The following is a 25947-nucleotide window of genomic DNA, read 5'->3' as shown; positions in this document are numbered from 1 at the left end:
AAAAATCTTTAATCCTGCCGATATTACTAGAAAAGGAATCTAAGGGTTGTCTTAGGATGAAATTAAACAATCGATATTTATACGCAACGATGCTTTTTTGTGGCACAGCAAATGCCGCTAATTATTCAATCGAAGCACGAAGCGACGCTATGGGTGGAGTAGGTACTGTTTCCGCCACTTATCTCACAGCGCCCTTTTTTAACCCAGCTCTTGCTGCTGTGTACCGACGTAATGATGATGCTGGCATGCTTATTCCCAGCTTTGGTATCACTTATAATGATCCGCATGATCTTGTAGATCAAATAGATAATTTAGGAAAACTCATTGCAGCTGGTAGTCCAGATGCGTTGCCCGCCCTAACTGCGATTGATGGTGATCAACTAGATCTTGAACTTGGCGGAGCGCTGGCAATTGGAATACCGAATCGTTTCTTATCTGCAACGATTTATGGAAAGCTCTATACCGAATCTTTTATCACGCCTAAAGTAGCAGCAGGTCCAGATCCTGATAATAGCTACGTACAAGCAGTTTCTGTATCAGTAACTGAAGTCGGCGTTTCACTGGCCAAATACCAAACTTTCCTTTACCAGCATATGGCTTTTGGTGTGACACCAAAACTTCAACGAGTTTATACCCACTCATTTGCTTCAACATTTGCCAATTTTGATCTTGGAGATGTTAGAGAAAACGAAACCGGCGAAACAATTTTCAATTTAGACGCTGGTGCTTTGTGGTTTTACGGCCCATTTCGAATTGGTGTGGCTGCAAAAAATCTTATTGGAAGAGATATCCAAACTAAAGCTTATGACTTCACAGGCACAACACCAGCTACGGCGATTCCTTCGTACGACTACAGTATGAGACCTCTTTATACTGTCGGGGCAGGGATCGTTGCTGATTACTTTACCTTATCAGTTGACTACGATCTTAATGAAGAGAAAAAGTTTTCATCATTTGATGACAATAGCCAAATGTTGAGAGCGGGTTTTGAAATTGATGTCTTAAGACAACTGCAGATTCGTGGTGGTTACATGAAAAACATGGCACGCGATGTAGACGATACAATTACAGCCGGTATTGGTCTTTCACCTCTCAATTTATTTGAAGTGGATATCTCCGCCAGATATACGAATGAAAACGCGATGGGGGCATCCATCAATTTTCTTGCCACCTATTAAGCATCTCGTTATAGTCGGCTCCTAAACAAAGGAGCCGATTTTTTATGTTTGACGATCTCCCACCGCTATCTCATCAAGAACAACAAAGAGCAGTCGAAGAAATCCAGAAGCTAATGGCTGAAGGCATGAGTACTGCCCAAGCGATAAAAATCATCGCGGAAAAGATTAGGGCAGAGCACAAAGCTCAAAGTTCAGAGTAAGTATCTACTTTCTCTAAATCAACCAATGAAACGAAGCAGAACCTTTTGGTTCTGCTTTTTTTTGACATTAAAAAACAAGTAAAACTTTTACCAATTACCTTTACCTGAATCTTTAGGTGGGTGGTGTAATTTGATGCTGGATAGGGGTGTGATGATTTATTTTCTTATATATCAACAGTTTGCGTTGGTCTATTTTGCTGTTCTGATACGGCGTAACGTCCGTTATGTAATTAAATTACAGAGCGAGTTTGTGAGCAGTAATTGGTGCAGCATAAAATGTTGGGAAGTGCACTAAGTTACGCTGTAAGTACTTACTCTTATGTGGTTCCTTTATAATTCGAGATTAGAGTGTCTAAACTTTGAAAATTTAACGAATGTCTAAAATGATTAATGAAAAAAATTCGGTATTGAGAAAGAGTGAGAATTGATCAAAGTTGATCAAATACGCTGGTGTGAGTTGAGTCGTGCTGGGTTGAATTGAATAGGTAATGATTAGCAGTTTATCTTGAGTTGCTAGGCGGTACATCGCTTAAAACATGGCTAGTTGTTTTTGCTTTTCCTGATTCACGCGAAAAATCGAATGCTTATCGCAGTAGAACGCGACGGGCTTGCCGTATTCATTAAGATATTCTCTCGTTGTTAGCATCTAATCAAAGGCCGACTCGGCTTTGCTGAACCTTAAGTTCATCAGGCGGGCAGTCGTATACGAGCAACGTGCGCGAGACTTTGAGCTCCTAAAGTGGAGCGTCGATTAAGTGTGCACCTGATATGACAAACAAAACAGCTAGAGTAACTGCAGCATCAACTAGCCGTAACTGCCTTGTACTGATGAAAGACAGAACCCCAAATCGATAAATGTCTTTTTCACTCGTCGTAATCAACATCGGCTAAAGCCTCGAAAGCAAACAATGTTGTTAATTTTAGGAGGACATTTTAAAGTGGCTAAACCGGACATTACTAACTGGCACTTACAATTATAAGTGCGCATTATGTACGTTATGTTAAATGCAATATAACGCTACGTGAAATGTTTGAACCTCTACCACCCTTTACTGGTATTGTTGCGCTTATATTCATGATTAAACATAATTCCTATTTACCATAAAATACCTAATATAGAACCTTATTAATCAAAGATTTAAGGTTCTATATTGGTTGCTCTGATTGCTGATTCATTATGTCGATTAATGTGAACTGGTCACTTTGAATGAGATTAAAAAAGGAGCTTTGAAAGCTCCTTTGAAATTAACCACCGGCAAGTTTTACTTTCATGCCTTTCTTTTCAAGATGCGTTTTGATTTTGTCACGAGCATCACCTTGAATCTCTATGTTGCCATCTTTAACACTACCACCACAACCACAGATTTTCTTCAACTCTGCGGCGAGAAGCTTCAATGGAGCATCATCGAGGTCCAAGCCAGTGACAACGCAAACCCCTTTGCCTTTTCGGCCTTTGGTTTCTCGTTGAATTCGAACAATACCATCGCCTTTTGGGCGTGAAGCTTTAGGTTCTTCTGGTTTGATTCGGCCTGTTTCTGTTGAATATACAAGAGTCATTACTATTTCTTCTGTTGTTCGGCCTTTTGTTTCGCGATCAAATAAGCTTCTATATGTCGCTGAATAGCCGCTTTGGAACCTTTAATGAGTTTGCCATTAAAGAAACAATACCAAGCGTTTGGTTCACCTGTATCGTTTTTAATGGCAAAACCATTAAAGTTTTCTGCCTGAGGAGAGCCTGTCGCTTCTTGCTTTCTGTCAAGCGAAGAAAACTCTCTAGGATCAATGATCGATGCAGTATCGCACCACCAATCAATGCTCTTTTTCACTGCACTTAAGCTTCCTTGAAGCACTCGATTCTTAATCTTTACTTGCCAGATGTTCGTATCATTTGGTGCAGACTGTAAGTTAAAACCACGGTAATGAGATATAGCCATGTAACTGAATCATCTATTAATTAAGTCTTACTATAATCATAATAGTAATCAGACGCTTAGCAAGTATAAAATTCTTATAATAGCGTGCTTTGGTGCAATGAAATGAAAAAAAACCTTTTCCACCATGAAGATACTCTTCAATCAATCACATATTAGTAGGTGTATTGTCTGGTTTTTAAGGTGCTATTTCGTAAAAAGAATGACGGATTAGATAATTGAATTCCCATGATTTACTGATTATAAAACGGCGCTTTTTGTTGAAAAACAATGTTAAAAGCGCCGATTTTCTTTAATGCTTAAAGTGAGCGTTCAATGCAGTCCGCTAGGAATTCATGAAACTTATGTCCATTGTGTTGGAGCATTTTGGGGAACATGGAAATTTTTGTCATTCCAGGAAAGGTATTCACTTCATTAAGGTAGATCTCTCCTTCACTGGTTAAGAAGAAATCGATTCGAGACAAATGACGAAGGTTCATCTGACGAAAGACTTTCTCGCTGCACAGTTGAATCGTCGCTAGCTGCTGTTCGGTTAAGTTTTTCGCTTCCACTTCTGTGATTGAATGGCTACCCGCACTGTATTTCTCATCGTAGGAGTAAAAAGCGCCGTCTGGAGCAATAATTTCACCTGGCTTTGAAATATGAAGTTGACCGTTCATCTCATATGCGGAAACTTCTAATTCTCTTGGTTTTACTGCCTTTTCAACCAATACCTGATGAGAGAATCCGAACGCTTTATCAATGGCATCAGAAAGCTGCTCTATTTTGGTTACACTGTAACAACCAACAGATGACCCCTGTCTCGCCGCTTTGACAAACAGTTTGCCCCATTTATCGAATGCCTCTCTACTGAGCTGGTGAGACTCTTCGTTGTTCTCTGTTAGGAAAAGATACGGTGTGTTAGGAATGCCAATCGCGTCATACCATAGTTTCGACGTGATTTTATTGAAGCTGTTACTGCTAGCTTCAGGCCCACAGCCCAGATAAGGAATACCTGCAAGCTCAAAAAGTGATTGAATATCCCCTGTTTCACCCGGAAAGCCATGAATACAAGGTACAATGAAATCGATGTGTATCGATTCATTAAACTCATCGCTTTTCACGCTTTTCGTATGGATATCGAGATACACAAGTCTCTCTTTTTGGTCAAACCAACCTTCGTTCTTAATCTCAACCTTTAGGACATTTACATTCTCAATTAAGCCAAGTTGTTGCTGAAGGTATTCAGAAGAAAGCAGCGAAATTTCGTGTTCTGAAGAACCACCGCCGCATAAAAGTAGAACATTTCTCATCATTGTTAAATCTTTCCGTGATAGAAGACACGCTGTCTCAATGATAGCGATACCTTGCTATTCGTACAGTCATTTATTGGTAAAAAATGGCTTTTACCCACTGAATGACTAGTTGTTGTACAAAAACGAAAGGAGCGCTAGGCTCCTTTCGTTTTTATGTCGTTGTCACTTAGTTTAGTTTGTTGAGTGTTGGGTATTCAGAGTTTTTGATGGCATCAATGCTTTTTACAAAAGGCTGCAATTCTTTAAACTCTTGGGGCAATTGTGCAATGGCTTTCTTTGCTTCAGTGCTTGTTGCGAAGTCACCATATAATACTGTGAACCATTTAGTACCATTGACAATCTTATAGTTTTCCCAAATAGGCTGGCCGTCTTTAGGCAGTTTAGAAGCAAAGTAGTCAACTTTTGCTTGAGAGCCGACAGCAACAACTTGAACCGTGTAACCAAAACGCTGCATTTTGTCTTGTTGCTTTTTGCTCGGCGGGACTATCTTCACTGCTTTGGTGGTTTCGGACTGAGGGCTGAGTTTAACGACTTTTTTCTCTTCAGTTTGTGGCTCCATTTTAACCACTTGCTGCGGAATACTCACCTCTTGAACGGTTTCTTCTTGTGCCATCAAAGGCTCGGGAATAGGTTCAATTTTAAATTCTTCGCGGTGGCTCTCGGTCGTTACGTTAGCAACGTAGTTATCTGACGCACAAGCAGACAGCAAAACAGAAAGAGTGATAATGGCAACTTTTTTCATGGAATGACTAACTCTTAAAAAATTTATCTTAAATCATGCCGATAGCGATGCAGAGAATCAAGCCTAGATGTCAATAATCCGCTTAGAACATGTGACTTATTACACAATCTACATACGGCGTGCTGTTTTTGTAAGCATAGTTCTATTTATAAACATTTCACTATCGACGATTTTGTTTATGATGAACTCCACAAGGTCATGCGACGAAGCAGGGAGAAAGCCAAGTGCATAAGCTACAGAAACTGTTTAAACCCACTTCAATCGCGGTTATTGGTGCGTCACAACGTCACTTAAGTGCAGGTAACATAGTAATGAAAAACCTGCTTCAAAGTGGGTTTGATGGCACGATTATACCGGTCACGCCAAGATACAAATCTGTCGCTGGTGTTCTCGCCTACCCCTCTGTTACTGAACTGCCGCTTGTCCCCGACATTGCTATTCTGTGTACTCGCTCAGAGCGCAATGTAGCGCTCTTTAAACAACTGGCAGAAATTGGTACTGAGTTTGTCATAGTGTTGGCGTCAGATACAGATTACCCCCATCAAGACGATCAGTCTGTCGCCGATGCGTGTTTGCGCATTGCGCGCGAAAGTAATATGCGAGTGCTTGGACCAAACAGTCTTGGTTTGATCCTACCTTGGCAAAAATTTAACGCCTCCTTCTCTCCTGTAACGGCAAAGCCGGGAAAGATAGCATTTATTTCTCAGTCTGCCGCAGTGTGTACAACAATTTTGGATTGGGCCAATGACAAAGAAATTGGTTTTTCCGCTTTTGTTTCGATTGGTAATGGTCTCGACATCGATTTCGACGAACTGCTTGATTACCTTTCGACAGACAGTAAAACCGACGCCATCTTGCTTTATGTTGACTCAATCACTGATGCACGACGATTTATTTCTGCAGCCCGCGCAGCCTCGCGTAATCGACGCATTCTCGTTTTGAAAGGCGGACGTTCGATTCTTGGTCGAAGAGCATTAAATAAATCGGGCGCGGATACACTTGATATCGTTTATGACTCAGCTATCCGACGCTCGGGAATGCTTCGAGTCAACAACACACACGAACTGTTTGCAGCAGTAGAAACCCTCACCCATTCGGTACCATTGCGAGGCGAGCGACTTGCCATTATTACTAATGGTGCGGGGCCCGCATTAATGGCCGTCGACACACTATTTGAACGAGGTGGGCAGTTAGCCAACTTATCTTCGGAAACGATAGAGATGCTTTCTCAGCATCTACCAAGTAGTTGGTCCCACAATAATCCTATTGATATTGTGGGCGATGCGGATAAAAAACGTTACGTTGCAACTATTAACGCCATCCTTGATAGTGATTGTGCAGATGCAGTCCTGATTATGCATAGCCCTTCTGCGGTTTCAGACTCCGTAGAAACAGCGCAAGCGATTGTCGATGCAATACAGAGTCATCCGCGACACAAGCGTTTCAATATATTAACGAATTGGTCTGGTGAACAAACTGCAAAGCCAGCCCGCATGATACTCACTAAAGCGGGAATACCAACTTATAGAACACCAGAAAGCGCGGTTGTGGCTTTCATGCATTTGGTGGAATACCGCCGCAATCAGAAACAACTGATGGAAACGCCGACAACCGCAGAACCATTGCACGTTTCCGACGTCAATGCTGCGAAAGCGTGGGTTTCAGAGCATTTAGTGGATAAAGAAACAGCCCAGCTAGATACCCACCAATTGGGCAGTTTGTTAAAGCTGTTCCACTTTGATGTTTTGCCGACCTGGATTGCAAGTGATACCTCCGAGGCCGTGCATATTGCCGAGCAAATCGGTTATCCCGTTGCGGTGAAGTTGCGCTCTCCTGACATTGCACATAAGTCTGATGTCCAGGGCGTCATGCTGAATCTGCGTAATAGCCAAGAAGTAGCGTCAGCGGCTGACGCTATTCTCGATCGTACAAAACTTGCCTACCCTAGCGCCAACATACATGGGCTACTGGTCCAAGGCATGGCTAAACTTGCCGGAGGGGAAGAAATTCGCGTAAAAGTCATAACGGACAAAGTGTTTGGTCCAGTAATTCTACTTGGTCAAGGAGGTTCGGAATGGAGCGAAGCTCGTGATGCAACGGCAGCGTTACCGCCTCTAAATATGACGCTGGCACGCTATCAGATTGTGCGCGCGATTAAAGAAGGCCATATACGCCTACAAAAACTGCCTGAACCAATGGATGTTCTTGGACTGGCAAAATTTTTGGTTCGCATTTCTCAAATGGTGGTTGAGCTTCCGCAGATTAAAGAACTGGATATTCATCCAGTTCTGGCAAATGGCGAGCATTTTACCATCTTGGACGCGGATCTGACCTTAGAGAACTACCAAGGCCACGGTCAAGAGCGCCTTGCTATACGCCCTTTCCCTGCTGAATTTGTAGAAACCATGCAACTGAAAGATGGAGAACCCATTCTACTAAGGCCGATATTGCCTGAGGATGAACCTTCGCACGCTGAGTTCATCAATAATGTTTCCAAAGAAGATCTTTATAAGCGATTTTTCAGTGATGTCGGTGAATTTAATCACGAAGCCTTGGCGAATCTGACCCAAATAGATTACGACCGAGAAATGGCCTTTGTCGCCGTATCGTTTTCATCCGGAGAGGCAAAAATCATTGGCGTTGCGCGAGCCTTGATTAATCCTGAAAATACGGAGGCGGAGTTTGCGATATTGATTCGTTCTGATCTAAAAGGCAAAGGTTTAGGAAAAGTCCTGATGAATAAGATCATTGATTATTGTCGTCAGAAAGGCACGAAGAAGATGACTGGCATGACCATGCCAACAAATCGTGGCATGTTAACGCTGGCTCAAAAGCTTGGTTTTAGCCTGGATATCCAATTTGAAGATGGCGTTGCAGATATGGTGTTGCCACTGAATCCCTGAGCGGATCGACGAGAGCGGCTGTCAAAGCCGCTTTCTTCACATCAACGTTTATTTTAGCTTCCAGTTTTTCTTCAAATATTGAATACACCAGGATTTCGCTTCTCCCATTTGGTTGCGCTTCCAAGCCAGAATGATCTCTAGATGTTGCTGCTCTGCACCTTCGATTTCCTTGAGCTTGCCTGCTTCGATCAATGGAGTTGCGATATCTGTGGGTAGTGTGCCGATTCCGAGGCCAGTGACAAGCGCATCAACTTTGGCTTGAAGATTAGTGACGGTTAATCTCGGTTGTTTCTGGATGATATTGACCGTAATAGCCGGTTGCTCACGTGCAGTATCGGCGATAGCGATAATGCGATACTTCTCTCTTGCTGTATCATTAAACTCACCACTTCGTTTGTGGACGTAGTGATTGGGTGCCGCCACCCAAGTCATACTCATTTTTCCAATGGTGTCTGCTTTCACGTCATGTGGCAGGACTTCTAGTTTTGGACACACGAGCAAATCTGCCCTGCCGGATTGAAGGGATTCCCAGCAGCCTGCAAGAATTTCTTCCTGTAATCTGACTCTGGTTTTACTCACGTTCCCTAACGCATCTACAAGCGAAAAAAAATGGTGAATACCGATAATGCCATCATATGCGATGGAAATATCCAGCTCCCAACCATTGGCTAGCAGTGTCGCGTCGTTAACAAGTTTTTCTGTTGCAGCGAGAATCGTGCGGCCACGTTCTAAGATAAGTCGACCAGCGTCTGTGAAATTCGCTTTGTGGCCAGAACGATCAAAAATCATGATGTCTAGATCTTGCTCAAGCTTTTGAATTTGATAACTCAAAGACGAAGGAGCGCGATCAAGCTCATTGGCAGCGGAAGCAAAACTCCCTCTTCTGTCGATGGCATCTAAGATATGTAATGCTTCCAAGGTTATTGGGCTTTGCACTTCAACTCCTTTGGTGATCAAGATCACAGATGTGAATTTTGTAAAGTGGCGTTATAAATTCATCATTCTCAGTATATCGTATTGATATTCTGCAATTTTTCATTTTAAGAAACACGGAACGACATGAGAGCTATGGTTAAAAATATTTTTACGAATGATAGTAATTATCATTAGCATCCAATATCATAGCGACGATTATTCGCCTACTATGGATTTAAGGTAGTAAAAATGTACAACAGAACGTTCCTTTCAGCCTCAATACTATTCGCTCTCGCTACGCCAGTACAAGCACAAGATGCTGGTTTATTTGATGAAGTTGTTGTTTCTGCAACGAGGACAGAACAAAGCAAGCAAGACGTATCTTCCTCTATAGAAACGGTTTCCTCTGACGATATCGACGCTCAGTTAGCCAAAAACCTACATGATGCCCTTATTTACACCCCCGGTGTCAATGTAACAACATCGAGTCGATTTGGAATTTCGGGGTTCAATATTCGTGGAATGGAAGGAAGCCGAGTTAAAGTAGTCGTGGATGGTGTCTCACAAGTTACTCCTTTCAACCCAGGCGCAAACGTTCAAGCTATCTATCCAAATACTGTTGAATTAGATACGCTTACTTCAATTGAAATCAATAAAGGTGCATCTTCTACCCTATATGGTTCTGATGCGCTCGGTGGTACTGTTGTACTCCGTACCAAGCAGCCTGCCGATGTATTAAATGAAGGCGATGGTACGCACTTCGGCATCAAATCCAGCTATTTCTCAGCCGATACACAATTTAAAAACACACTTACTTGGGCAATGAGAAGAGGTATATTCGAGACGATTGTTATAGGTACATACGCGGATGGTAATGAGCTGCAAACGTACTCAGATGATGCGGATATTGATGGTTCAATGCGTGGAACAGCTAATCCGGCGGATAAAAAGCTGTCTAATCTTTTGGCGAAAGCCTATCTCAATATTGGTGAGCACAATCGTGTAGGCGTAGTTTATGAACAATATAAACACGAATATGACGAAAATAACCGATCCGGCAACTACACGCTGAACTTCGGTCCTACCCCTGGCATTACGTATTCAAATTCACGCAACAATGATGAAGCAACTCGTTCTCGAGTGGGTTTAACTCATGATTTCAATGGTAACGCTGTTTTATTTGACTCATCTAGTGCCGCACTTAATTTTCAGGTGAGTGAATCAATTAACGGCAACTTTGCTCATATCACTGATCATACGGGTAAAGTCGGTTACAGCGGAAATAGAACACGAGAACGAATCGCCAAAGAAGAAACGGTTCAGTTTGATGCTCAATTTGACAAACTCTTAGTGCTCGATGGTTCGACACATGAGATTACGTATGGTTTGAACTTTCAACATACTGACTTTTCGCTAAACAATGTTGACTATTTTCATGACAACAACACATCAAAACCAGCAAACACAACGGTTCCCAACGCGAAAACGGTAAAAAATGGACTGTTTATCCAAAACAATGCATTCTTGCTGGATGAGTCTCTTGTGGTTAATGCTGGTGTGAGATACGACTCGTTTGAAACAACACCAGAGTATTCCGCCAGTGCAACGACAAAGCGTGACAAAAATAGCAGTGATGCCATTACTGGAAAGATCGGGGCCGTGTATCACTACAACGCCAACATCAGTAATTTCGCGCAAGTTAGTCAGGGATTTAAAGCCCCAACGGTTGAACAACTTTATTATGAGTATAATACGGGTGCGGACTTTGTCCCAAATCCGGACTTAAAAGCGGAACGTAGTACCTCTTATGAAACTGGCCTGAGAGCAAAAAATAGCTGGGCTCGCATTGAACTTGTTGGTTTTGTTAACCAGTACAAAGATTTTATTGATGAACAAGATCTAGAACGTATCGATCCAAACAAAGAGCGTTTCACCATCGTGAACCGAGATCGCGTTGAGATTAAGGGCTTAGAGTTTAGCTCCGATGTTTTACTTGATGAAGCGATAAATGCGCCGAGAGGTATGTACAGCAAGCTAACGATTTCGTACGCCAAAGGTAAAGATAAATCGACAGGTAAGGCCTTGGATTCGGTCGCACCATTAACTACGGTGATAGGTCTTGGCTACGATAATCACAATCGAAATTTTGGTGGTATAGCGAATGTAACGCTTGTGGATAGTAAGGACGATTGGTCTGACGAGGATAGCTTCGACAGCGCTGGTTATGGTGTTATGGATATCGCTGTATATTATAAACCAATCACCGATCTGACATTGCGTGCTGGTATTAACAACGTTTTTGATAAAGAGTATTGGACATACCAAGACGTTCGAGACATTACGTCAAGTAACAACAAAGATATGTTCTCACAACCTGGGCGAAATTGGGCTGTCAGCGTTGACTACAAGTTCTAACCAACGACAAAAACAAAAGCCAGCATTTGCTGGCTTTTTAAGTTTCATTCAAAAATGTACAAAGAGAAAAAGTTGATGAATGATAACTTATTGTTTTGACATTTCTTTTTTTACCATCACAACAGAAGCAACGATAAAAGCAACAATTAGAGCAAGTTCCATAGGATCCTCAAAGAGAAACAAATTTTTTATCACAAATTAAATTCCATCTAATTGTAACAGTTCATCAACAAGATGCGAGCGATTTGCTCAAAAGTTGCGGTATTTCCGATTTAGATCAAAGTTTATTCCGAAGTAACGTCGCTTAAATATGCCTCTCCGACCTCAGAGCCGATCAAAATCGCCTGCCCTTTGCCAGACTTCTTAGCCTTATACATTGCGGTGTCAGCGCTTTTTAAGATCCTTTCCATATCCTTCTCTTGTGGACCTACCAATTTAACGCCAATGCTACAACCAACTTGCATCGTTTGATTCAAATACTCAATGGGTTGGCGCAAGCTTTCTAAAATACGTTCACTCAGTAAAGTGACGGAATGATTATCTGCCCGCTTAATCAAAAGAACGAACTCATCACCCGATAATCGCGCGACTAAATCGCCACTACGAACTTCGTTAAGTAACCGTTCTGATACAACCTTTAACACATGATCGCCAGCGTCATGACCAAAGGTATCATTGATGAACTTAAACCCATCTAAGTCCATATAAAGTAAAGCAAACTCGCTGTGAGTAAAGTTGCACAACTTCAATTCATCTTCTAGCGTACGATGCAATTTGGCACGATTTGCAAGGCCCGTTAATGCATCATGGTGGGCTAAATACTCCAGTCTTTCCATTTCTTTTACGCCAGACAGATCCGAGAGGATAATCACCATGTCAAACACCTCTTGAACACCGACTTTTTTAGAAATTCGGCTCACTTTGGCGAACATTGGTATTAAATTGCCATTGTAGTGTTTTTCCAGCACCTCACCTTGCCACTGTCCGTAATGCTCCAGCGATTCTTGGATGGTTGGCATAATGGTTTGGATTTGTTGCCAGTCAAACGCTTTTAATAATGACTTCCCAATGAGAATTTCCTGTGGATAGCCCAGCATTCGTGTCACAGCCGGGTTTGTCATGGTGATGAGTCCGTTATGATCAAGTACCACAAGTCCGTCTTGGCTGTTTTCGAATACACCAGCAGCGATGCGCTGACGATTCAACGCGGTTTCAATTTCCGTTACATCTTGAATTGAAAATAGGGTCGCCCTCCTCTTGCTTAATATCCGTGTTGAAATTTTGACCAGTAATTTGGAGCCTGTTGGTAGCCTGCATTCAACTAATCGTTCCTCTAATGGACTCTTGCTAGTCAACGCATTGGCGACGAACGAAGGCTCTTTGCAAAGCATGAGTTCGGAAAGCTTGTGTTGCGCAATACGTTGTGCGTCTGATTGAAATAGCATCCGTGCAGCAGCATTGTGGTGCAATATATCGCCATGTTCATTGACAACTAACAACGCGGTTTGAACGGCTTCAATCACATCCGTTGCAAATGCTTTTTCGTGTTCCAATCGATCGAGCGTGTGATGCACTTGGCTGTCACGAAGAGCAAGGCGCTGACTCATCGCATTAAAGGCGTTCACCAACTCCCCCATCTCATCGCTGGACTGAGATTCCAGTGACCCACCCTTTATTCGTCCTTCAACCAAATCTTGCATTGACTCATTGAGTTTATACACCGGGTCAATCACGACTTTTTGCACAATCAAATAAAGAGTACTTCCGGAAAGCAGTAATATGGCCAAAAACACCACACTACTTTCGAGTAGCCGCGTGAGCATTTGTTCAAGCGTTTGAGTTGATGCGGTGATACTGAGCGTCGCTATCGCATTTTGTTCAACGTCTATTCGTTGGCTATAGGTTATATAGGTTTCGAAAGGATATGGAAGAGATAAAACGTGGTTATCGACGTTAACAGGCACGTCACGCTGGTAACGAGCAAGCACATCACCTTCAAGAGAACGAAGTTCAACAATCAATATGCTCGGATCGATAGAAAACGAATCTAGAATCTCTTGCATCACTTTTTGGTCGTTGAATAACACGGAAGCCTGTAAGTTTTGTGCTGCGCCGTAAGCAAGAATAGAGATTCTATGGTTTTGCAACTGTTGATCTTTTTCGTAACTCGCCCAAAAGTGAAAACCTTGTGCGATAAGAAAAATCAGCGTGCCGAACAGCAAAATGGGCAACAATAATTTATTTTTGATGGAAAGGCTTTTTAGCGAACACATCTTTTAGCCTCCTTTACATCGGCGATTCGCATGAGCGAAGCATCAACGGTAAAATCTTTCTCCTGCAATGCCCTTTGGCATATTCCTATCGCTGCACGCCCTTGTGCTATTGTCAGTTCAACCACGCCACCTATCTTCAAAAAGTCTTTCTTGTCGCTTATCGTCACCGTGGTATTGGTCTGTGCTTTCAGTATCTGAAAACGCGTTTTTTCATGAAAGTAGATAAAGTCACACTGTTTTAGGTTGTTGCTTATGAGGAACTGACGAGATGTGTTCTGCTTGTTCTCTAGAATCATTTCTAATGCTTGTTGCACTTTCTTATCGCCTTTAATACAAAAACGTATCGGCTCGTCTGGTGATCTATCTGGCCAACGAACAAAGTGAGAGGTTCGATAAATTGCAGCTGCTTTGAGTTGTGATTCGGATGGAATTTCGGAAGCAAATACTTTTTGAAAACAGAGCAATAATGCTAGCGTGAGCAAAGCAACGTAAAAATGAAAAAATGAACGAGAAATCAACAAATAATGATATTTAGGATGGCGAGTAAGGTGATTAATCAATAAATTGGCTTTCATAGATATCTATCAACTTTTGCTCTATAGGTTACAAATAGGTGCGAAACGCTTCGACATCCCCCTAATACCACTGTTCAATTGATAAAGGATGAGGTTGATCATTGCCATTCAGCGCGTTTTCAGCCAACTTAAGTAAATTAATAGCAAGGATGGTTCAAATAATAGTGGATAAGCAAAGAGTAACGTTAAATTGCGACATGGGCGAAAGCTTTGGAAATTGGAAGATGGGATCCGATGAATTAGTGATGCCTTGGGTTGACATGGCCAATATCGCTTGTGGGTTTCACGCTTCTGATCCGAGTGTGATGTCGAAAACCGTCGCATTGGCAAAACACTACAAGGTCAAAATAGGCGCTCATCCTGGATATCAAGATTTGGTTGGGTTTGGTCGACGCTCTATTCCACATACACCAGCTCAAATCAGCGAGATCGTGCTCTACCAAGTAGGAGCCTTAAAAGCGGTTTGCCAATACCACGATGTACCTCTTCATTACGTAAAGCCACACGGTGCGCTTTATAACGATATGATGGAGAGTGAAGCAATTTTTCGCGCGATTTGCGAAGCGGTATCGATTTTTGGCATCCCTTTGATGATTCTTGCCACGAGCGACAACCAACGTTACCTCGATATCGCTGACATTTATGATGTTCCTTTGCTATTCGAAGCATTCGCCGATCGCCAGTATCAAGAGGACGGAAAACTCACGCCTCGAAGCCAAGCTAATGCGGTCTATCATCAACCCGAAGACATTTATAATCAGGCGCTACAAATCGCGACATACGGCAGTGTCAATACCGCCAATGGCACTCGATTGTCTTTGGAGGCCGATACCATTTGCGTGCATGGCGACAATCCAGAATCCATCGCCTTAGTGCAACGAATTAGCCAAGCGATAGCCAAAATGTAAGGAGAAACTTTGAATAATAAATGGTTCACAATTTCCCCAGTTGCCGAATGTGCATTGATGCTTCATTTTGATGATGCGATTTCCGAGCAACAAATAGGTTTATATGCTGGAGCCATTGGTCAGCAGCTTCAAATGGCAGTAATGAATGTTGTCCCAGCCTATCATACGATTCTGGTAGAATATTTGCCTTTTCGACTTGATGAAGTCTCCATCATTTTAACAATCGAAAAATTACTGAATGAGATAGCCGATAAGAGGGTTGCCACTTCTTCACAACACCATGTTATTCCCGTCCTTTATAGTGAAGAAACGGCGTTAGATCTGCCTCGGTTTGTCGAAAAAGGCGTTCACTTGGAACACTTAATTTCACTCCATACCACTCCTTGTTATTCCGTCTCTGCGATTGGTTTTACACCTGGTTTTGCATTCCTCTCGGATGTGGATGAGCGCATTTCACTTCCGCGCCTTAGCTCTCCTCGCCTACAAGTGCCAAAAGGAAGCGTCGCCATTGCAGACAACAAAACCGCCATTTACCCAAGCGCAACGCCTGGTGGGTGGAACATCATTGGTCGAACGCCACTGGAGGTTTATCAACCTAACCATATTCCGATTACACCTTTTAATATTGGTGACACTGTCGCGTTTAAAGCCATCTCTGAGAAAGAATTTTTGAATTTAGGAGGGATGCTATGAGCGAAACAGGATTAAGAGTCATTAAAGCTGGCCCATTAAGTTTAATTCAAGACTTTGGCCGTTTTGGCTTAGCGCATTCTGGCGTGACACAAGGCGGACCGGTGGATGATTACGCTTACAGTTGGTCAAACTATTTGCTCGGTAACTCGGTCAATTGTAGCTCTATCGAAATCACCTTTGGCCAGACTGCGTTTGAAGTGATGAGTGATTGCCATTTGGCAATTTGCGGAGGTGATTTGTCAGCCACGCTGAATGGCCAGCCGCTTAACAATTGGAGCGACTTCGTTGCACGTAAAGGGGAAATTCTGATGTTTGGCTTACCCAAAAACGGCCTAAGAAGTTACCTTTCTGTCAAAGGCGGCTTTGATGTTGCCCCCCATCTTGGCAGTAGCAGTACGGTCGTTCGCGATCACCTTGGTGGTTTGTCGGCCAATGGCGAAGCGCTCAAAGCGGACGATTACTTAGCGTTCAATCCCCATGTACTGCCAACACAAAAATCTCGCGCACTCACCTTTCGTTTTAAACCGGATTACAACTTGCCTCTTAAGCTTAGAGTGATTGAAGGGTTCCAAGTAGATGATTTTGATGATCATGAGCGAGAACGTTTGTATCAAACCCGATTTGAAGTGGACACAAATTCCAACCGAATGGGCTACCGATTGGCTGATGGGAAAATTACGCCGCCCTACAGCGGGATTTTGTCTGAAGGTATTACTTTGGGCGCGATTCAAATTCCCCCCAATGGCCATCCCATCATCTTGTTGAACGATCATCAAACCATTGGGGGCTATCCGAAAATTGGCTGTGTAGCTCGTATTGATCTTCCACGTTTGGCTCAAGCCAAACCGGGTCAGGAAGTCCGTTTTATTAAAGGTGATCGTGAAGGCTTACAAGACGTTTGGTGCCAATGGGCCAGATTTTTTGGCTATTAATCTGGCCTCTAAGTTACAGGTTTTTATAAAGCCCTTCTCCCGTCGTTTTCGCAAGAGCGACGGGATAACCACGTAATTGAGCCAGTTCAATTGCTTTCTCTTCAATCTCTTGTGGACTCAATGTCAGCGTCACTGGGTGTTGCCCCTCAATATCAAGTGACGGTGTTACACCAAACCAATGTTGGGCGGTTTTCTGCGCTGCCTGTAACGTTGACGATGCTTTCACTATCTCTATGCACGCATAGTTGTTTGCTGAAAACGAGACATCTGCAGCTCGTAAAGTGACGTCATTACCTGGGATTTGCTGAGCACCAAACAAGGCCTTGCCAGCGGCTTGTGCGTTAGAAAATGTAGGTACAAATTGGCTCATATGTTCAATCGCACCTTGGGTTCGCGAGATGAGAATCTCTTTATTCCAGCCTTGTTGAATTTTTTTCACATATTGCAGTGGCAAACGAGGTTGAGATGAGCCTTCTTCACTGCTGACTAAACCGTCTTTAAACAAGGTGATGTCTTGTGTCATACCATGCAGCTGAAAATAACCGTCGCCGTAAGGTGTCAATTGGGCCATCCCCTGTGGCGTGCCTCTTGGGCCATGAAAAATCACTTCAGGCCATTCTTCGTTACACTTGGGCCATTGGGTGACATAAGCCGCCTTAAATTCCACTAAGCGTTGTGTTTTCACGCCAATATGATCGTCCAGCGTCCCGGTTTCAAATCCACAGGCATTCACCAAGTAGTCAACCGTGAGCGGCTGAGAGGTATTGGAACAAGTCAGTTGCCACTGTTTGCCGTCCCATTGACATGTCCGCAACTCGCTATTGCATCGCACCTCGGTTGCAGGAAACTTGTCTAGAGCTAGACTTGCAATGGCTGACAACCTAAAGACACTCCACCCGTACTCTTGCACCATAACCACGGGATACTTGAGACTGTTTAAGTCTGCGTGTTTTGCAAACGGAATCATCCATTCATCCATCGAACGCGGATTCTTTGGTTGAGTCATTGACGCTAATGCTGCCAATTGATCGCGTGAGTAGAGTTTGTAATAGTCTTCAGGCTTACCAAGTACTTGGTTACGGCAATCTTGCTCAACAAGTGCTTTGTATTCGGTGGCGACCGCTGCCAAACGAGGAAGAAGATCGTTTGGCTCGCCGTCATCAGAATGCGGAATCGCAATGACCGTAGGACGAATATTGATGCTATGAGGAAAAAGTCTTACGCTTTCGATGGACTGCCTGAGCAGTTCAATACATTGTTCGGTCGAAATTTCACGATACAAATTACCACCTGCGTGCAAATGACAGATAGGTGGACCATTAACCAACGATGGCCCTTTTTCGAGCAACGTGACTTTATAGCCGAGTTCAGAAAAGTGTATTGCCGCTGTAGCACCCGCTACACCACCACCGACGACTGCGATATGGGTATCGCAATTAGGCGTATTTAACTTATTCATTTATAAACTATCACTATGAATTCTGACGTCAGATTCTACCCCTGTTCGAGCGTGAATAAAATCACAAATTCCCTGAGGTTACTGGCGGTTGACGCTTTTTTATTCGCTTTATTTTTTAGCGACGAAGACAAAAGATTTTTCGCAAAAAAAGCTTGACGAGATTATGTTGATTCTTAAATAAATTTGATTTGTGAATAACCCCTCTTCGCTAACTCAGATGCCTCAACGACTCGGCAAAGATTGCACTATTTTGGGCATTCACTTATCCCAAAAGTTATCCACTGATTTTGTGGATAACTGGGATAAGTGAAGTGTGCAATTAGGCGTAACTGTTGTTAACAGGCGTCAATAACTGCTTGATTAAACTTAAGACAACCGCGAACAACGTCAGTAACGCCAACAGTGGCAGCATTACCCATAACTGCGGATGAATTTGAGTGGAGAGCTCGAAGCCAAAGTGCATAACGCCTGCGACGGCCAACTCTGCACCGAGTGTTGCCACCAAGCTCGCAATGATGGCCATCAAGCCAAATTCCGCCCAGATCGTCTGAGTTACCCGCTTTTTCGATGCACCTAACGTACGATACAAACGAATTTCTTGTTGACGCTGCGATAAACTCAACCGGAGCAAGGTAAAGATCAGCATAACGCCGGCAATAACTCCCAAAATGGCGAGTATCGAGATCGACCAAACAATTTGCTCGATCAGGCTTTGAATTTTCGTCGCCATAGTCCGAATATCAAGCACGCTGACTGTTGGGTGCTGACGAGAGAGTTGGTTAAGAATCCCGCCCTGATTTTCTTCAATTCGATAGCTCACTAAGTATGAACCTGGCATGTTTGCCATCACATCGTTTGAGAAGATGAAATAGAAGTTTGGCTTCATGTCCCGCCATTCTACTTTCCGTATTGTATTGACGGTTGCCTTAATAGGCTGACTGTTGATCACAAACGTCAGTACATCGCCGATTTTGATGCCCAGCTCACTGGCAACTTCGGATTCTACTGAGACCGCATTTTTGGCTTGCCATTCACCTTGCAACACTTGGTTATAGTTTGGTAGCTGATCAGACCACGTCAGGTTGAGCTCACGGCTGATCGCATCGCTTCGCTCTTGGCGACCTTGTTGCTGATCTTGTTGGACGTCGACACCATTAATTTCGGTAAAGCGTCCACGAATAATGGGATACGCTTCAGAGCGTAACACTTGATTTTCATCCAGTGCGTTTAAGTAGCTCTCTTTTTCATAGTCAGCGATATTGAGCGCAAAAACGTTGGGCGCATCCGCAGGTAATGTACGTTGCCAATCAAGTAGCAAATCAGTCCGAACTAGCCAAATGATCGCCAGCAACATCAAAGAAAGTGCAAATGCCCCCAATTGCAAGCCACTCGCCAATGCAGAGCGATTTATCCGGCTTAATGCGAGCTTAATCGGCGTGGCCAAAGGAAAACGCATCAGCCCCCGACTGACCAACAGTCCAAAGGCAGCGAGTACCACAAATAGAATCAAAATTGCCGCTAAAACAACCCATACCATTACGTTGTTGTAGTAATTGACTAACATCGGCACCACAGGAACCAAAACCAGCCACCCACTTTTGCCTATTTTTTGTTGCGAACCGTCATCGGGTTGCATCACGCTAACAGCCGAGGTTTTCAATAATGATGAAAGCGGGATCCCCAACGACGGTACAGCAATACAAAAAGCCGTTGCTAATGACACCAAGAACGGCTCAACACCAAAGCTAGGCAATGGTTCTGGAAGCAGATCTTTGAGTGGAATTCTCAATAGCTGTTCAAGCCCCAGCCCGATGAGTAAACCAACCAGCGCGGCAAAAAGAAACAGCAGTAACAATTGAATGGCCAACCAGCGAATAATCCAGCCGCGTTGCGCGCCAATACTTTTTAACATCGCGATGGTTTGCTTTCGCGTGACAACGTAATTTTGACAAGTCAGCACCAAAGTCGTGGCTGCCATAATGATGACAATCGCAACCGTTAGAGAGAGGTATTGGCTGGTACGCTCAAACACTTCGCTAGAGCGATCCGCATTTTCTTGGTCTCGCCAACGATCGCTTGGGCTGAGCTCTACAGCGGATTTAATCGTGGTTAACGACGGCCTTTCACCAACCAGATAGACGCGATATTGAACTCGACTACCTACTTGAATCGCACCCGTTTTATCAACGTCTGACTGATGAATGTAAACCGCAGGCATTTGTTGGAACGGGTTAAAACTTAATCCAGGTTCCGCCTCTATCACGCCAGTGACCGGAAAATTGGCATCACCAATGGTGACAACGTCACCCACGTTGACCGACAATCTTTCCATAACTCGACCATCAAGCCAAAGCTCTCCTGGTTTGACGTGTCGTTGTTTCTCTTCGCCGCGAGATAAAACCAACTCTCCGAGCAGTGGATAACTTTCTTCAACTGCTTTTACGGTGACTAACTGCATTTCGTTGTCGCTAAACGCCATAGTCGCAAAACGAGTCATTTTCGAGGCTTGCACATCTTGCGCTGCGATGGCCAGATCGAGCGTTTGCGGTATCGGATTGGCAGAAACGAAAACGGTGTCCGCTGTTAACGCATCTTTGCCCTGCTTAACAATCACTTGTTCCATGCGAGTAGCCAGCGCGGACAACGCAAAAACAGACGAGATGATGAGAATCAACGCCACGCTTATTGGCCACAAATTACCGTGCCGAATCTCTTCGAGGCTCCAAAGGGTTAACCTCCGATTGAGAGAGTACTTAATCATATTACCCCTCTCCAACAAGTTGGCCAGCATCCATTTTAATGACCTTCTGACAACGCCTGGCCAGATTGTCGTCGTGCGTCACAAGCACTAACGTCGTACCATGTTGTTGATTCAGTTCAAATAACAGATCGATGATTTTTTCTGCGGTGTGTTGGTCTAAGTTGCCGGTTGGTTCATCTGCAAACAAAATTTTAGGTTGAGTCATGAATGCGCGAGCTAAGGCAACGCGCTGTTGCTCGCCACCCGAAAGCTGGCTTGGGAGATGTTGAATACGAGAAGCCAGCCCTACCGAGGCCAACAGCGCTTTGGCTCGCTCGTGGTCTTCTTCCTCACCTTTTAACAAACATGGCAACGTGACATTTTGTAGGGCTGTTAAGCTAGGGATTAAGAGAAAACTCTGAAACACAAAACCAATATGTTCGCTACGAATTTGCGCTCGTTGTTCATCATCGAGCTGAGATAATGCTTGTCCTAACAACGTGACGCCACCGGAGGTCGCCACATCTAAACCAGCCAGAAGCGTCATCAGAGTAGACTTACCGGCACCAGAGGTACCGACAATCGCAACGCTTTCACCTTCTTCAATGACAACATTTACATTTTTAAGGATTGTTAACTGCTCATTATTAGTAGAGACTTGTTTACTAACGGATTCCGCTTTAATTACTGGAGATGGCATGGTCAGATTGTTTTCCTTACTTATTATGTTTTTCCTTTCAAACGTCGCACACGCAACCGAGAAAGTGTTAATTCTTGGTGACAGCCTAAGTGCAGGATACAACATGTCTGCAGAGCAGGCTTGGCCTAATTTGTTACCAGAAGCATTGAATACATACGGAAAAAACGTAGAAGTGATCAACGCCAGTATCTCTGGAGACACAACCGGCAATGGATTATCTCGTCTGCCTGAGTTGTTAAAAACGCACTCACCAGACTGGGTGCTTATTGAGCTGGGGGCCAATGACGGCTTGCGAGGTTTTCCACATAAAGTGATCTCTTCAAACCTTTCGCGAATGATTCAATTAAGCAAAGCCTCAGACGCTAAAGTCGCACTGATGCAAATTCGTGTCCCACCGAACTATGGCAAGCGCTACACCGATGCATTTGTTGAACTCTATCCTACGCTTGCCGAACATCATCAAGTGCCACTCCTGCCGTTTTTCTTAGAGCAAGTGATCGTCAAACCGGAGTGGATGATGCCTGATGGCTTACATCCAATGCCCGAAGCTCAGCCTTGGATCGCTCAATTTGTTGCAAAAACGTTTTACAAACATCTCTGATTTTAATGGCCTAGCTCAAATCATTTTACGTTTCTTTACGTTAGCCTAATGCAATCCTCCCCGAATCAGGAATAGTGCATGCGTATAGAACCGATTATTCAAGGCGTTGTTGCTCGTTCTGCTCATCCTTTTGGTTGTGAAGCAGCAATAAAAAAACAGATAGCATTTGTTAAAAATGCACCACAGATTTCACAAGGACCTAAACGTGTCCTTATTCTCGGTGCGTCTTCTGGTTTTGGCCTTGCCGCTCGGATAGCCCTAACTTTTGGTGGTGCACAAGCAGACACCATCGGTGTTTCATTTGAACGAGGCCCTTCTGAAAAAGGAACAGGCAGCGCGGGCTGGTACAACAATGTTTTTTTTAAACGTGAAGCTGAAAAAGAAGGCCGTATTGCAATTAATATTGTTGGTGATGCTTTTGCTTCCGAAACTCGTACCCAAGTGATTGAGGCGATCGAAACCTATTTCGAAGGTGAGGTTGACCTCGTTATCTACAGCCTCGCAACAGGCATGCGACCGATACCAAATCAACCGGGTGAATTTTGGCGAAGTGTGATTAAACCTATTGGCCAAACAGTGACCGGAGCATCGCTCGACTTAGAGCATGATCGCTGGATAGATACCACCCTCGAATCGGCTACAGAAGAAGAAGCATTGCACACCATTAAGGTCATGGGCGGTGAAGATTGGGAAAGCTGGATCGACACGCTTATTAATGCCGAATCCATTGCTCAAGGATGCCAAACCATCGCGTTTTCCTATGTAGGGCCTGAAATTACTCATCCAATTTACCTTGATGGTACCTTAGGGCGTGCAAAGATCGACCTTCATCAAACTAGCCATTCTTTGAACTTGAAACTGGCCAATTTTGACGGCGCAGCGTACGCCACGGTTTGTAAGGCATTGGTGACGAAAGCCAGTGTATTTATTCCTGCATTGTCCCCTTACCTGCTCGCACTTTATCGAGTGATGAAAGACGAAAAATGCCACGAAGGATGCATTGAGCAAATGCAGCGCTTATTCGCAACGAAGTTTTATGGGCAAGACCACATCAGCGTTGATGGTGAGCGATTGGTCCGGATGGATGATTGGGAACTGGCACCACATATTCAAAATAAAGTGAACCAGATTCTAGAAAAAATGGATGCCAATAACTTCCAAGTAATTGGTGATTACCAAGGATTTAAAAATGAGTTTTTACAGCTCAATGGTTTCGGATTTGAAGAAGTCGACTATTCACAAGACATTGACTTACAAACAATTTTGAAATTAACGCCTTAGCCACACAGTGTTCCATTATTGAGATTCAATCTTTTATTTACCCGTCCCGAACGATTTCGGGACTTTTTTTTGGGTAACGCTAACTCTAGCCCCTATACTAACAAGGATGTTTGCCGTCATTATAAATTTAAAACATGAGCTCAAAGCTCATTCAAACAAGGATGTTTGCTCAATGGCAAAATACAGAACGTTGGATTATGAGATTCCAGAAGCAATGCAAGAAAGTTGGCAGAGAATTGTCAACCTATTGGCGTATATCGTTGATGTCCCCGCCGCATTGATTATGCGTATCCAACCCGAACACATTGAGGTGTTTTCCTCCAGTCAAAGTTCATTAAACCCTTATCATCAAGGAGATAGCGAATCGCTAGGCCATGGTCTTTACTGCGAAACCGTGATTGAAGACAACACGGAATTGCTGGTGCCTAACGCTCTAAACGACAAGGAGTGGGATCACAATCCCGATATTAAATTGGGAATGATCGCCTACTGCGGTTTGCCCTTGCTTTGGCCAAATGGTGAGGTGTTTGGCACCATTTGTATGCTCGATGACAAAGAAAACAACTTTGGCCAAACATATCGAGAATTGCTCGCTGGTTTTCAAACTTCGATAGAAGCGCAACTGTCTGTGGTCTACCAACATCAAAAATTACTGCGCCTCAACGAACAGCTAAAACAACGAGTTGATAAGCGTACAACCAATCTTGCTCAACTTAGTTTTAGCTTAAACCAAGAAATTGACCGTAGAAAAGCCGCAGAACAGCAAGCGCACTATCAGAAACATCATGACCACGGTACAGGCTTTCTGAATCGATGCGCGTTAGAGCAGCATTTACAGAGGATGTTAGACGAATGGCATCTTGGGGATTCCAGTTTGGTAGTGATCCATATCGGATTCACCAATGCCCGTTCAATTCAAACCAAATATGGGTTTGCCCTATTGGATGATTTGCTGAAAATCTACCGTAACCAAATCGGTGTCATTGAATCTGTCGATTCCATTACTGGCCGCCCAAGCTCGCATGATCTTGTGATCGCGATTCGTGCGGATGACGTTACTGATATCCTCGACAACCTGCTTAACCGGATCATCAATGCCGGACAACGAGGCTTTAAAGTGGGCGAAAGCGAAGCGCATTTGCACGCATTCATTGGTTTAGCGGTGGCGGATTCAACAACCGAAAGTGCTCAACAACTGTTAAGGCATGCCAATCAGGCCATGGTTTTGAGCAAAGATTCTGGCCAGCAATACGCATATTTTTCGGCAACTCACGCAGATGCCTTACTTCACCACAATCAAATCGAAAGCTACTTACTGCAAGCAGTAAGAAACGACGATTTAACGCTCTATTTTCAGCCGAAAGTTTGCCCTCAAACGCATAAGTGGATCGGCGCAGAGGCGTTGTTACGTTGGAGCCACCCTGTTTTGGGGGACATTTCCAATGAAGCCCTGATTCATATGGCTGAGCAGAATGGGCTGATCTTTGAAGTCGGTGCGTTTGTATTACGCTCTGCGATCGAAAAAGCAAAAGAGTGGTCAGCGATCGTGGAACATTTTCGAGTAGCGGTGAATGTGAGTGCGATTCAACTTAAAAATCCCCTCTTTGCTGAGCAAGTTCAGGAGTTGCTCATCGCCTATCAACTTCCGGCGCAATATCTTGAACTTGAGGTAACAGAAAGCGGTTTGATCAGTGATGAAGTGGTGGCACGTGCTACCTTAGAGCGGTTGCATGAACTAGGAGTGACATTGTCACTTGATGACTTTGGTACTGGCTACGCCTCTTTCAGTTATTTGAAAAAATATCCGTTCGATGCGATCAAAATTGATAAGAGTTTTGTTCAGCATATTGATAAGTCGGAAGAAGACAAAGAGATCATCCGTTCAATTATCCATGTGGCTAAAAAGCTCGATTTAGAGGTGGTGATGGAAGGCATCGAATCCGACCTACAAGAGGATTTCTTGATCCGCGAAGGATGCGATATTGGCCAAGGATTTCTGTATGGCAAGCCAATGCCTGGCAGTGAATTTGTTCAAGGCTTATACAGTCAGAACTTTTTAGGCACCCCTCGCTTCGCGTATCACACATAATTGCATCGCTTTTAGGGATTATTTCGACAAGCAGACGCCACACACCATATAGTTGCTTTACTCTTACGTCGGCGATTTCTATAATCGCCGCTTTTCTGTTTCTAAAAGGCTGTTTGT

Annotated in this window: 20 protein-coding genes; 10 read left to right on the top strand and 10 right to left on the bottom strand. The window is 43.7% G+C overall.

Translation table 11 applies throughout. The annotated features are described in order from the left end of the window. Nucleotides 1-56 precede the first annotated feature (56 nt). Nucleotides 57-1178, top strand: a complete 1122-nt coding sequence (locus PQQ36_RS01915) for a conjugal transfer protein TraF (protein WP_011081274.1) — start codon at nt 57-59, stop codon at nt 1176-1178. A gap of 44 nt (nt 1179-1222) precedes the next feature. After that, the gene (locus PQQ36_RS01910; protein WP_015727942.1) at nt 1223-1378 is read left to right on the top strand and encodes a YoaH family protein; all 156 of its coding nucleotides are present in this window, start codon (nt 1223-1225) and stop codon (nt 1376-1378) included. Between the two features lie 1245 nt (nt 1379-2623). Here PQQ36_RS01910 and yciH read toward each other — a convergent pair. The 4 genes from yciH to PQQ36_RS01885 form a co-directional block, all read right to left on the bottom strand. Next, on the bottom strand, nt 2624-2935 hold the full coding sequence (gene yciH, locus PQQ36_RS01900; protein ID WP_072603843.1) for a stress response translation initiation inhibitor YciH: 312 nt from the start codon (nt 2933-2935) through the stop codon (nt 2624-2626). A gap of 2 nt (nt 2936-2937) precedes the next feature. Then, the gene (locus PQQ36_RS01895; protein WP_011081250.1) at nt 2938-3312 is read right to left on the bottom strand and encodes a DUF3319 domain-containing protein; all 375 of its coding nucleotides are present in this window, start codon (nt 3310-3312) and stop codon (nt 2938-2940) included. Nucleotides 3313-3608: 296 nt separating this feature from the next. Continuing rightward, complete coding sequence (locus tag PQQ36_RS01890; protein WP_011081249.1) at nt 3609-4604, bottom strand: D-alanine--D-alanine ligase; 996 nt, start codon at nt 4602-4604, stop codon at nt 3609-3611. Nucleotides 4605-4770: 166 nt separating this feature from the next. After that, nucleotides 4771-5346 carry an SPOR domain-containing protein gene (locus PQQ36_RS01885; protein ID WP_011081248.1) on the bottom strand — a complete coding sequence of 192 codons (576 nt, stop codon included), beginning with the start codon at nt 5344-5346 and terminating at the stop codon, nt 4771-4773. A 224-nt stretch (nt 5347-5570) separates the two neighbouring features. On the opposite strand from PQQ36_RS01885, the gene PQQ36_RS01880 reads away from it, so the two are divergent. Next, nucleotides 5571-8249 (top strand): bifunctional acetate--CoA ligase family protein/GNAT family N-acetyltransferase, encoded by a 2679-nt coding sequence (locus tag PQQ36_RS01880; RefSeq protein ID WP_040110767.1) that lies wholly within the window; start codon nt 5571-5573, stop codon nt 8247-8249. 48 nt (nt 8250-8297) lie between these two features. Here PQQ36_RS01880 and PQQ36_RS01875 read toward each other — a convergent pair whose 3' ends face one another. Continuing rightward, nucleotides 8298-9185, bottom strand: coding sequence for a LysR family transcriptional regulator (locus PQQ36_RS01875; protein ID WP_011081246.1), 888 nt, complete (start codon nt 9183-9185; stop codon nt 8298-8300). A gap of 228 nt (nt 9186-9413) precedes the next feature. Between PQQ36_RS01875 and PQQ36_RS01870 the strand changes: the two genes are divergently transcribed. Beyond that, nucleotides 9414-11579, top strand: coding sequence for a TonB-dependent hemoglobin/transferrin/lactoferrin family receptor (locus PQQ36_RS01870; RefSeq protein ID WP_130191117.1), 2166 nt, complete (start codon nt 9414-9416; stop codon nt 11577-11579). 284 nt (nt 11580-11863) lie between these two features. On the opposite strand, the gene PQQ36_RS01865 is transcribed toward PQQ36_RS01870, so the two are convergent. Further along, nucleotides 11864-13852: a diguanylate cyclase gene (locus PQQ36_RS01865; protein WP_225470269.1), complete on the bottom strand. Its 1989-nt coding sequence runs from the start codon at nt 13850-13852 to the stop codon at nt 11864-11866. After that, nucleotides 13840-14427 carry a YfiR family protein gene (locus tag PQQ36_RS01860; protein WP_131070309.1) on the bottom strand — a complete coding sequence of 196 codons (588 nt, stop codon included), beginning with the start codon at nt 14425-14427 and terminating at the stop codon, nt 13840-13842. The genes PQQ36_RS01865 and PQQ36_RS01860 overlap by 13 nt, the downstream gene beginning before the upstream one ends. Before the next feature lie 149 nt (nt 14428-14576). On the opposite strand from PQQ36_RS01860, the gene PQQ36_RS01855 reads away from it, so the two are divergent. From PQQ36_RS01855 to PQQ36_RS01845, 3 genes are read left to right on the top strand one after another with little or no spacing between them, the layout of a single operon-like run. Further along, nucleotides 14577-15335 (top strand): 5-oxoprolinase subunit PxpA, encoded by a 759-nt coding sequence (locus PQQ36_RS01855; RefSeq protein WP_273660275.1) that lies wholly within the window; start codon nt 14577-14579, stop codon nt 15333-15335. A gap of 9 nt (nt 15336-15344) precedes the next feature. Continuing rightward, complete coding sequence (locus PQQ36_RS01850) at nt 15345-16028, top strand: 5-oxoprolinase subunit B family protein (RefSeq protein ID WP_225470268.1); 684 nt, start codon at nt 15345-15347, stop codon at nt 16026-16028. After that, nucleotides 16025-16960: a biotin-dependent carboxyltransferase family protein gene (locus tag PQQ36_RS01845; protein WP_225470267.1), complete on the top strand. Its 936-nt coding sequence runs from the start codon at nt 16025-16027 to the stop codon at nt 16958-16960. Before PQQ36_RS01850 ends, PQQ36_RS01845 begins: the two co-directional genes overlap by 4 nt. 13 nt (nt 16961-16973) lie before the next feature. On the opposite strand, the gene PQQ36_RS01840 is transcribed toward PQQ36_RS01845, so the two are convergent. The 3 genes from PQQ36_RS01840 to PQQ36_RS01830 all read right to left on the bottom strand — a co-directional run bounded on the left by PQQ36_RS01840 (nt 16974) and on the right by PQQ36_RS01830 (nt 21859). Beyond that, nucleotides 16974-18419, bottom strand: coding sequence for an FAD-dependent oxidoreductase (locus PQQ36_RS01840; protein WP_225470266.1), 1446 nt, complete (start codon nt 18417-18419; stop codon nt 16974-16976). A gap of 319 nt (nt 18420-18738) precedes the next feature. After that, nucleotides 18739-21210 (bottom strand): ABC transporter permease, encoded by a 2472-nt coding sequence (locus PQQ36_RS01835; RefSeq protein ID WP_225470265.1) that lies wholly within the window; start codon nt 21208-21210, stop codon nt 18739-18741. Beyond that, nucleotides 21182-21859: an ABC transporter ATP-binding protein gene (locus PQQ36_RS01830; RefSeq protein WP_225464338.1), complete on the bottom strand. Its 678-nt coding sequence runs from the start codon at nt 21857-21859 to the stop codon at nt 21182-21184. Before PQQ36_RS01830 ends, PQQ36_RS01835 begins: the two co-directional genes overlap by 29 nt. On the opposite strand from PQQ36_RS01830, the gene tesA reads away from it, so the two are divergent. The 3 genes from tesA (at nt 21858) to PQQ36_RS01815 (ending at nt 25830) form a co-directional block, all read left to right on the top strand. Then, nucleotides 21858-22460 carry a multifunctional acyl-CoA thioesterase I/protease I/lysophospholipase L1 gene (gene tesA, locus PQQ36_RS01825; RefSeq protein WP_043877511.1) on the top strand — a complete coding sequence of 201 codons (603 nt, stop codon included), beginning with the start codon at nt 21858-21860 and terminating at the stop codon, nt 22458-22460. The two genes, PQQ36_RS01830 and tesA, sit on opposite strands and share 2 nt — an antisense overlap. Before the next feature lie 78 nt (nt 22461-22538). Further along, the gene (fabV, locus tag PQQ36_RS01820; protein ID WP_045598423.1) at nt 22539-23741 is read left to right on the top strand and encodes an enoyl-ACP reductase FabV; all 1203 of its coding nucleotides are present in this window, start codon (nt 22539-22541) and stop codon (nt 23739-23741) included. 172 nt (nt 23742-23913) lie between these two features. Beyond that, complete coding sequence (locus PQQ36_RS01815) at nt 23914-25830, top strand: bifunctional diguanylate cyclase/phosphodiesterase (RefSeq protein ID WP_045598421.1); 1917 nt, start codon at nt 23914-23916, stop codon at nt 25828-25830. Nucleotides 25831-25947 lie beyond the last annotated feature (117 nt).

It is taken from the genome of Vibrio sp. CCUG 15886 (assembly GCF_028570825.1).
In the GTDB taxonomy this organism is placed as follows: Bacteria; Pseudomonadota; Gammaproteobacteria; order Enterobacterales; family Vibrionaceae; genus Vibrio; species Vibrio vulnificus_B.
The sequence above is the reverse complement of the archived record's forward strand: the minus strand, read 5'-3'. Positions and strand labels throughout refer to the sequence as shown.

Excerpts from the sequence above, each read along its gene's own strand:
- PQQ36_RS01915 (WP_011081274.1), top strand. The coding sequence starts at position 57 with ATGAAATTAAACAATCGATATTTATACGCAACGATGCTTTTTTGTGGC.
- PQQ36_RS01910 (WP_015727942.1), top strand. The coding sequence starts at position 1,223 with ATGTTTGACGATCTCCCACCGCTATCTCATCAAGAACAACAAAGAGCA.
- yciH (WP_072603843.1), bottom strand. The coding sequence starts at position 2,935 with ATGACTCTTGTATATTCAACAGAAACAGGCCGAATCAAACCAGAAGAA.
- PQQ36_RS01895 (WP_011081250.1), bottom strand. The coding sequence starts at position 3,312 with ATGGCTATATCTCATTACCGTGGTTTTAACTTACAGTCTGCACCAAAT.
- PQQ36_RS01890 (WP_011081249.1), bottom strand. The coding sequence starts at position 4,604 with ATGATGAGAAATGTTCTACTTTTATGCGGCGGTGGTTCTTCAGAACAC.
- PQQ36_RS01885 (WP_011081248.1), bottom strand. The coding sequence starts at position 5,346 with ATGAAAAAAGTTGCCATTATCACTCTTTCTGTTTTGCTGTCTGCTTGT.
- PQQ36_RS01870 (WP_130191117.1), top strand. The coding sequence starts at position 9,414 with ATGTACAACAGAACGTTCCTTTCAGCCTCAATACTATTCGCTCTCGCT.
- PQQ36_RS01865 (WP_225470269.1), bottom strand. The coding sequence starts at position 13,852 with ATGTGTTCGCTAAAAAGCCTTTCCATCAAAAATAAATTATTGTTGCCC.
- PQQ36_RS01860 (WP_131070309.1), bottom strand. The coding sequence starts at position 14,427 with ATGAAAGCCAATTTATTGATTAATCACCTTACTCGCCATCCTAAATAT.
- PQQ36_RS01855 (WP_273660275.1), top strand. The coding sequence starts at position 14,577 with ATGGTTCAAATAATAGTGGATAAGCAAAGAGTAACGTTAAATTGCGAC.
- PQQ36_RS01845 (WP_225470267.1), top strand. The coding sequence starts at position 16,025 with ATGAGCGAAACAGGATTAAGAGTCATTAAAGCTGGCCCATTAAGTTTA.
- PQQ36_RS01840 (WP_225470266.1), bottom strand. The coding sequence starts at position 18,419 with ATGAATAAGTTAAATACGCCTAATTGCGATACCCATATCGCAGTCGTC.
- PQQ36_RS01835 (WP_225470265.1), bottom strand. The coding sequence starts at position 21,210 with ATGCTGGCCAACTTGTTGGAGAGGGGTAATATGATTAAGTACTCTCTC.
- tesA (WP_043877511.1), top strand. The coding sequence starts at position 21,858 with ATGGTCAGATTGTTTTCCTTACTTATTATGTTTTTCCTTTCAAACGTC.
- PQQ36_RS01830 (WP_225464338.1), bottom strand. The coding sequence starts at position 21,859 with ATGCCATCTCCAGTAATTAAAGCGGAATCCGTTAGTAAACAAGTCTCT.
- fabV (WP_045598423.1), top strand. The coding sequence starts at position 22,539 with ATGCGTATAGAACCGATTATTCAAGGCGTTGTTGCTCGTTCTGCTCAT.
- PQQ36_RS01815 (WP_045598421.1), top strand. The coding sequence starts at position 23,914 with ATGGCAAAATACAGAACGTTGGATTATGAGATTCCAGAAGCAATGCAA.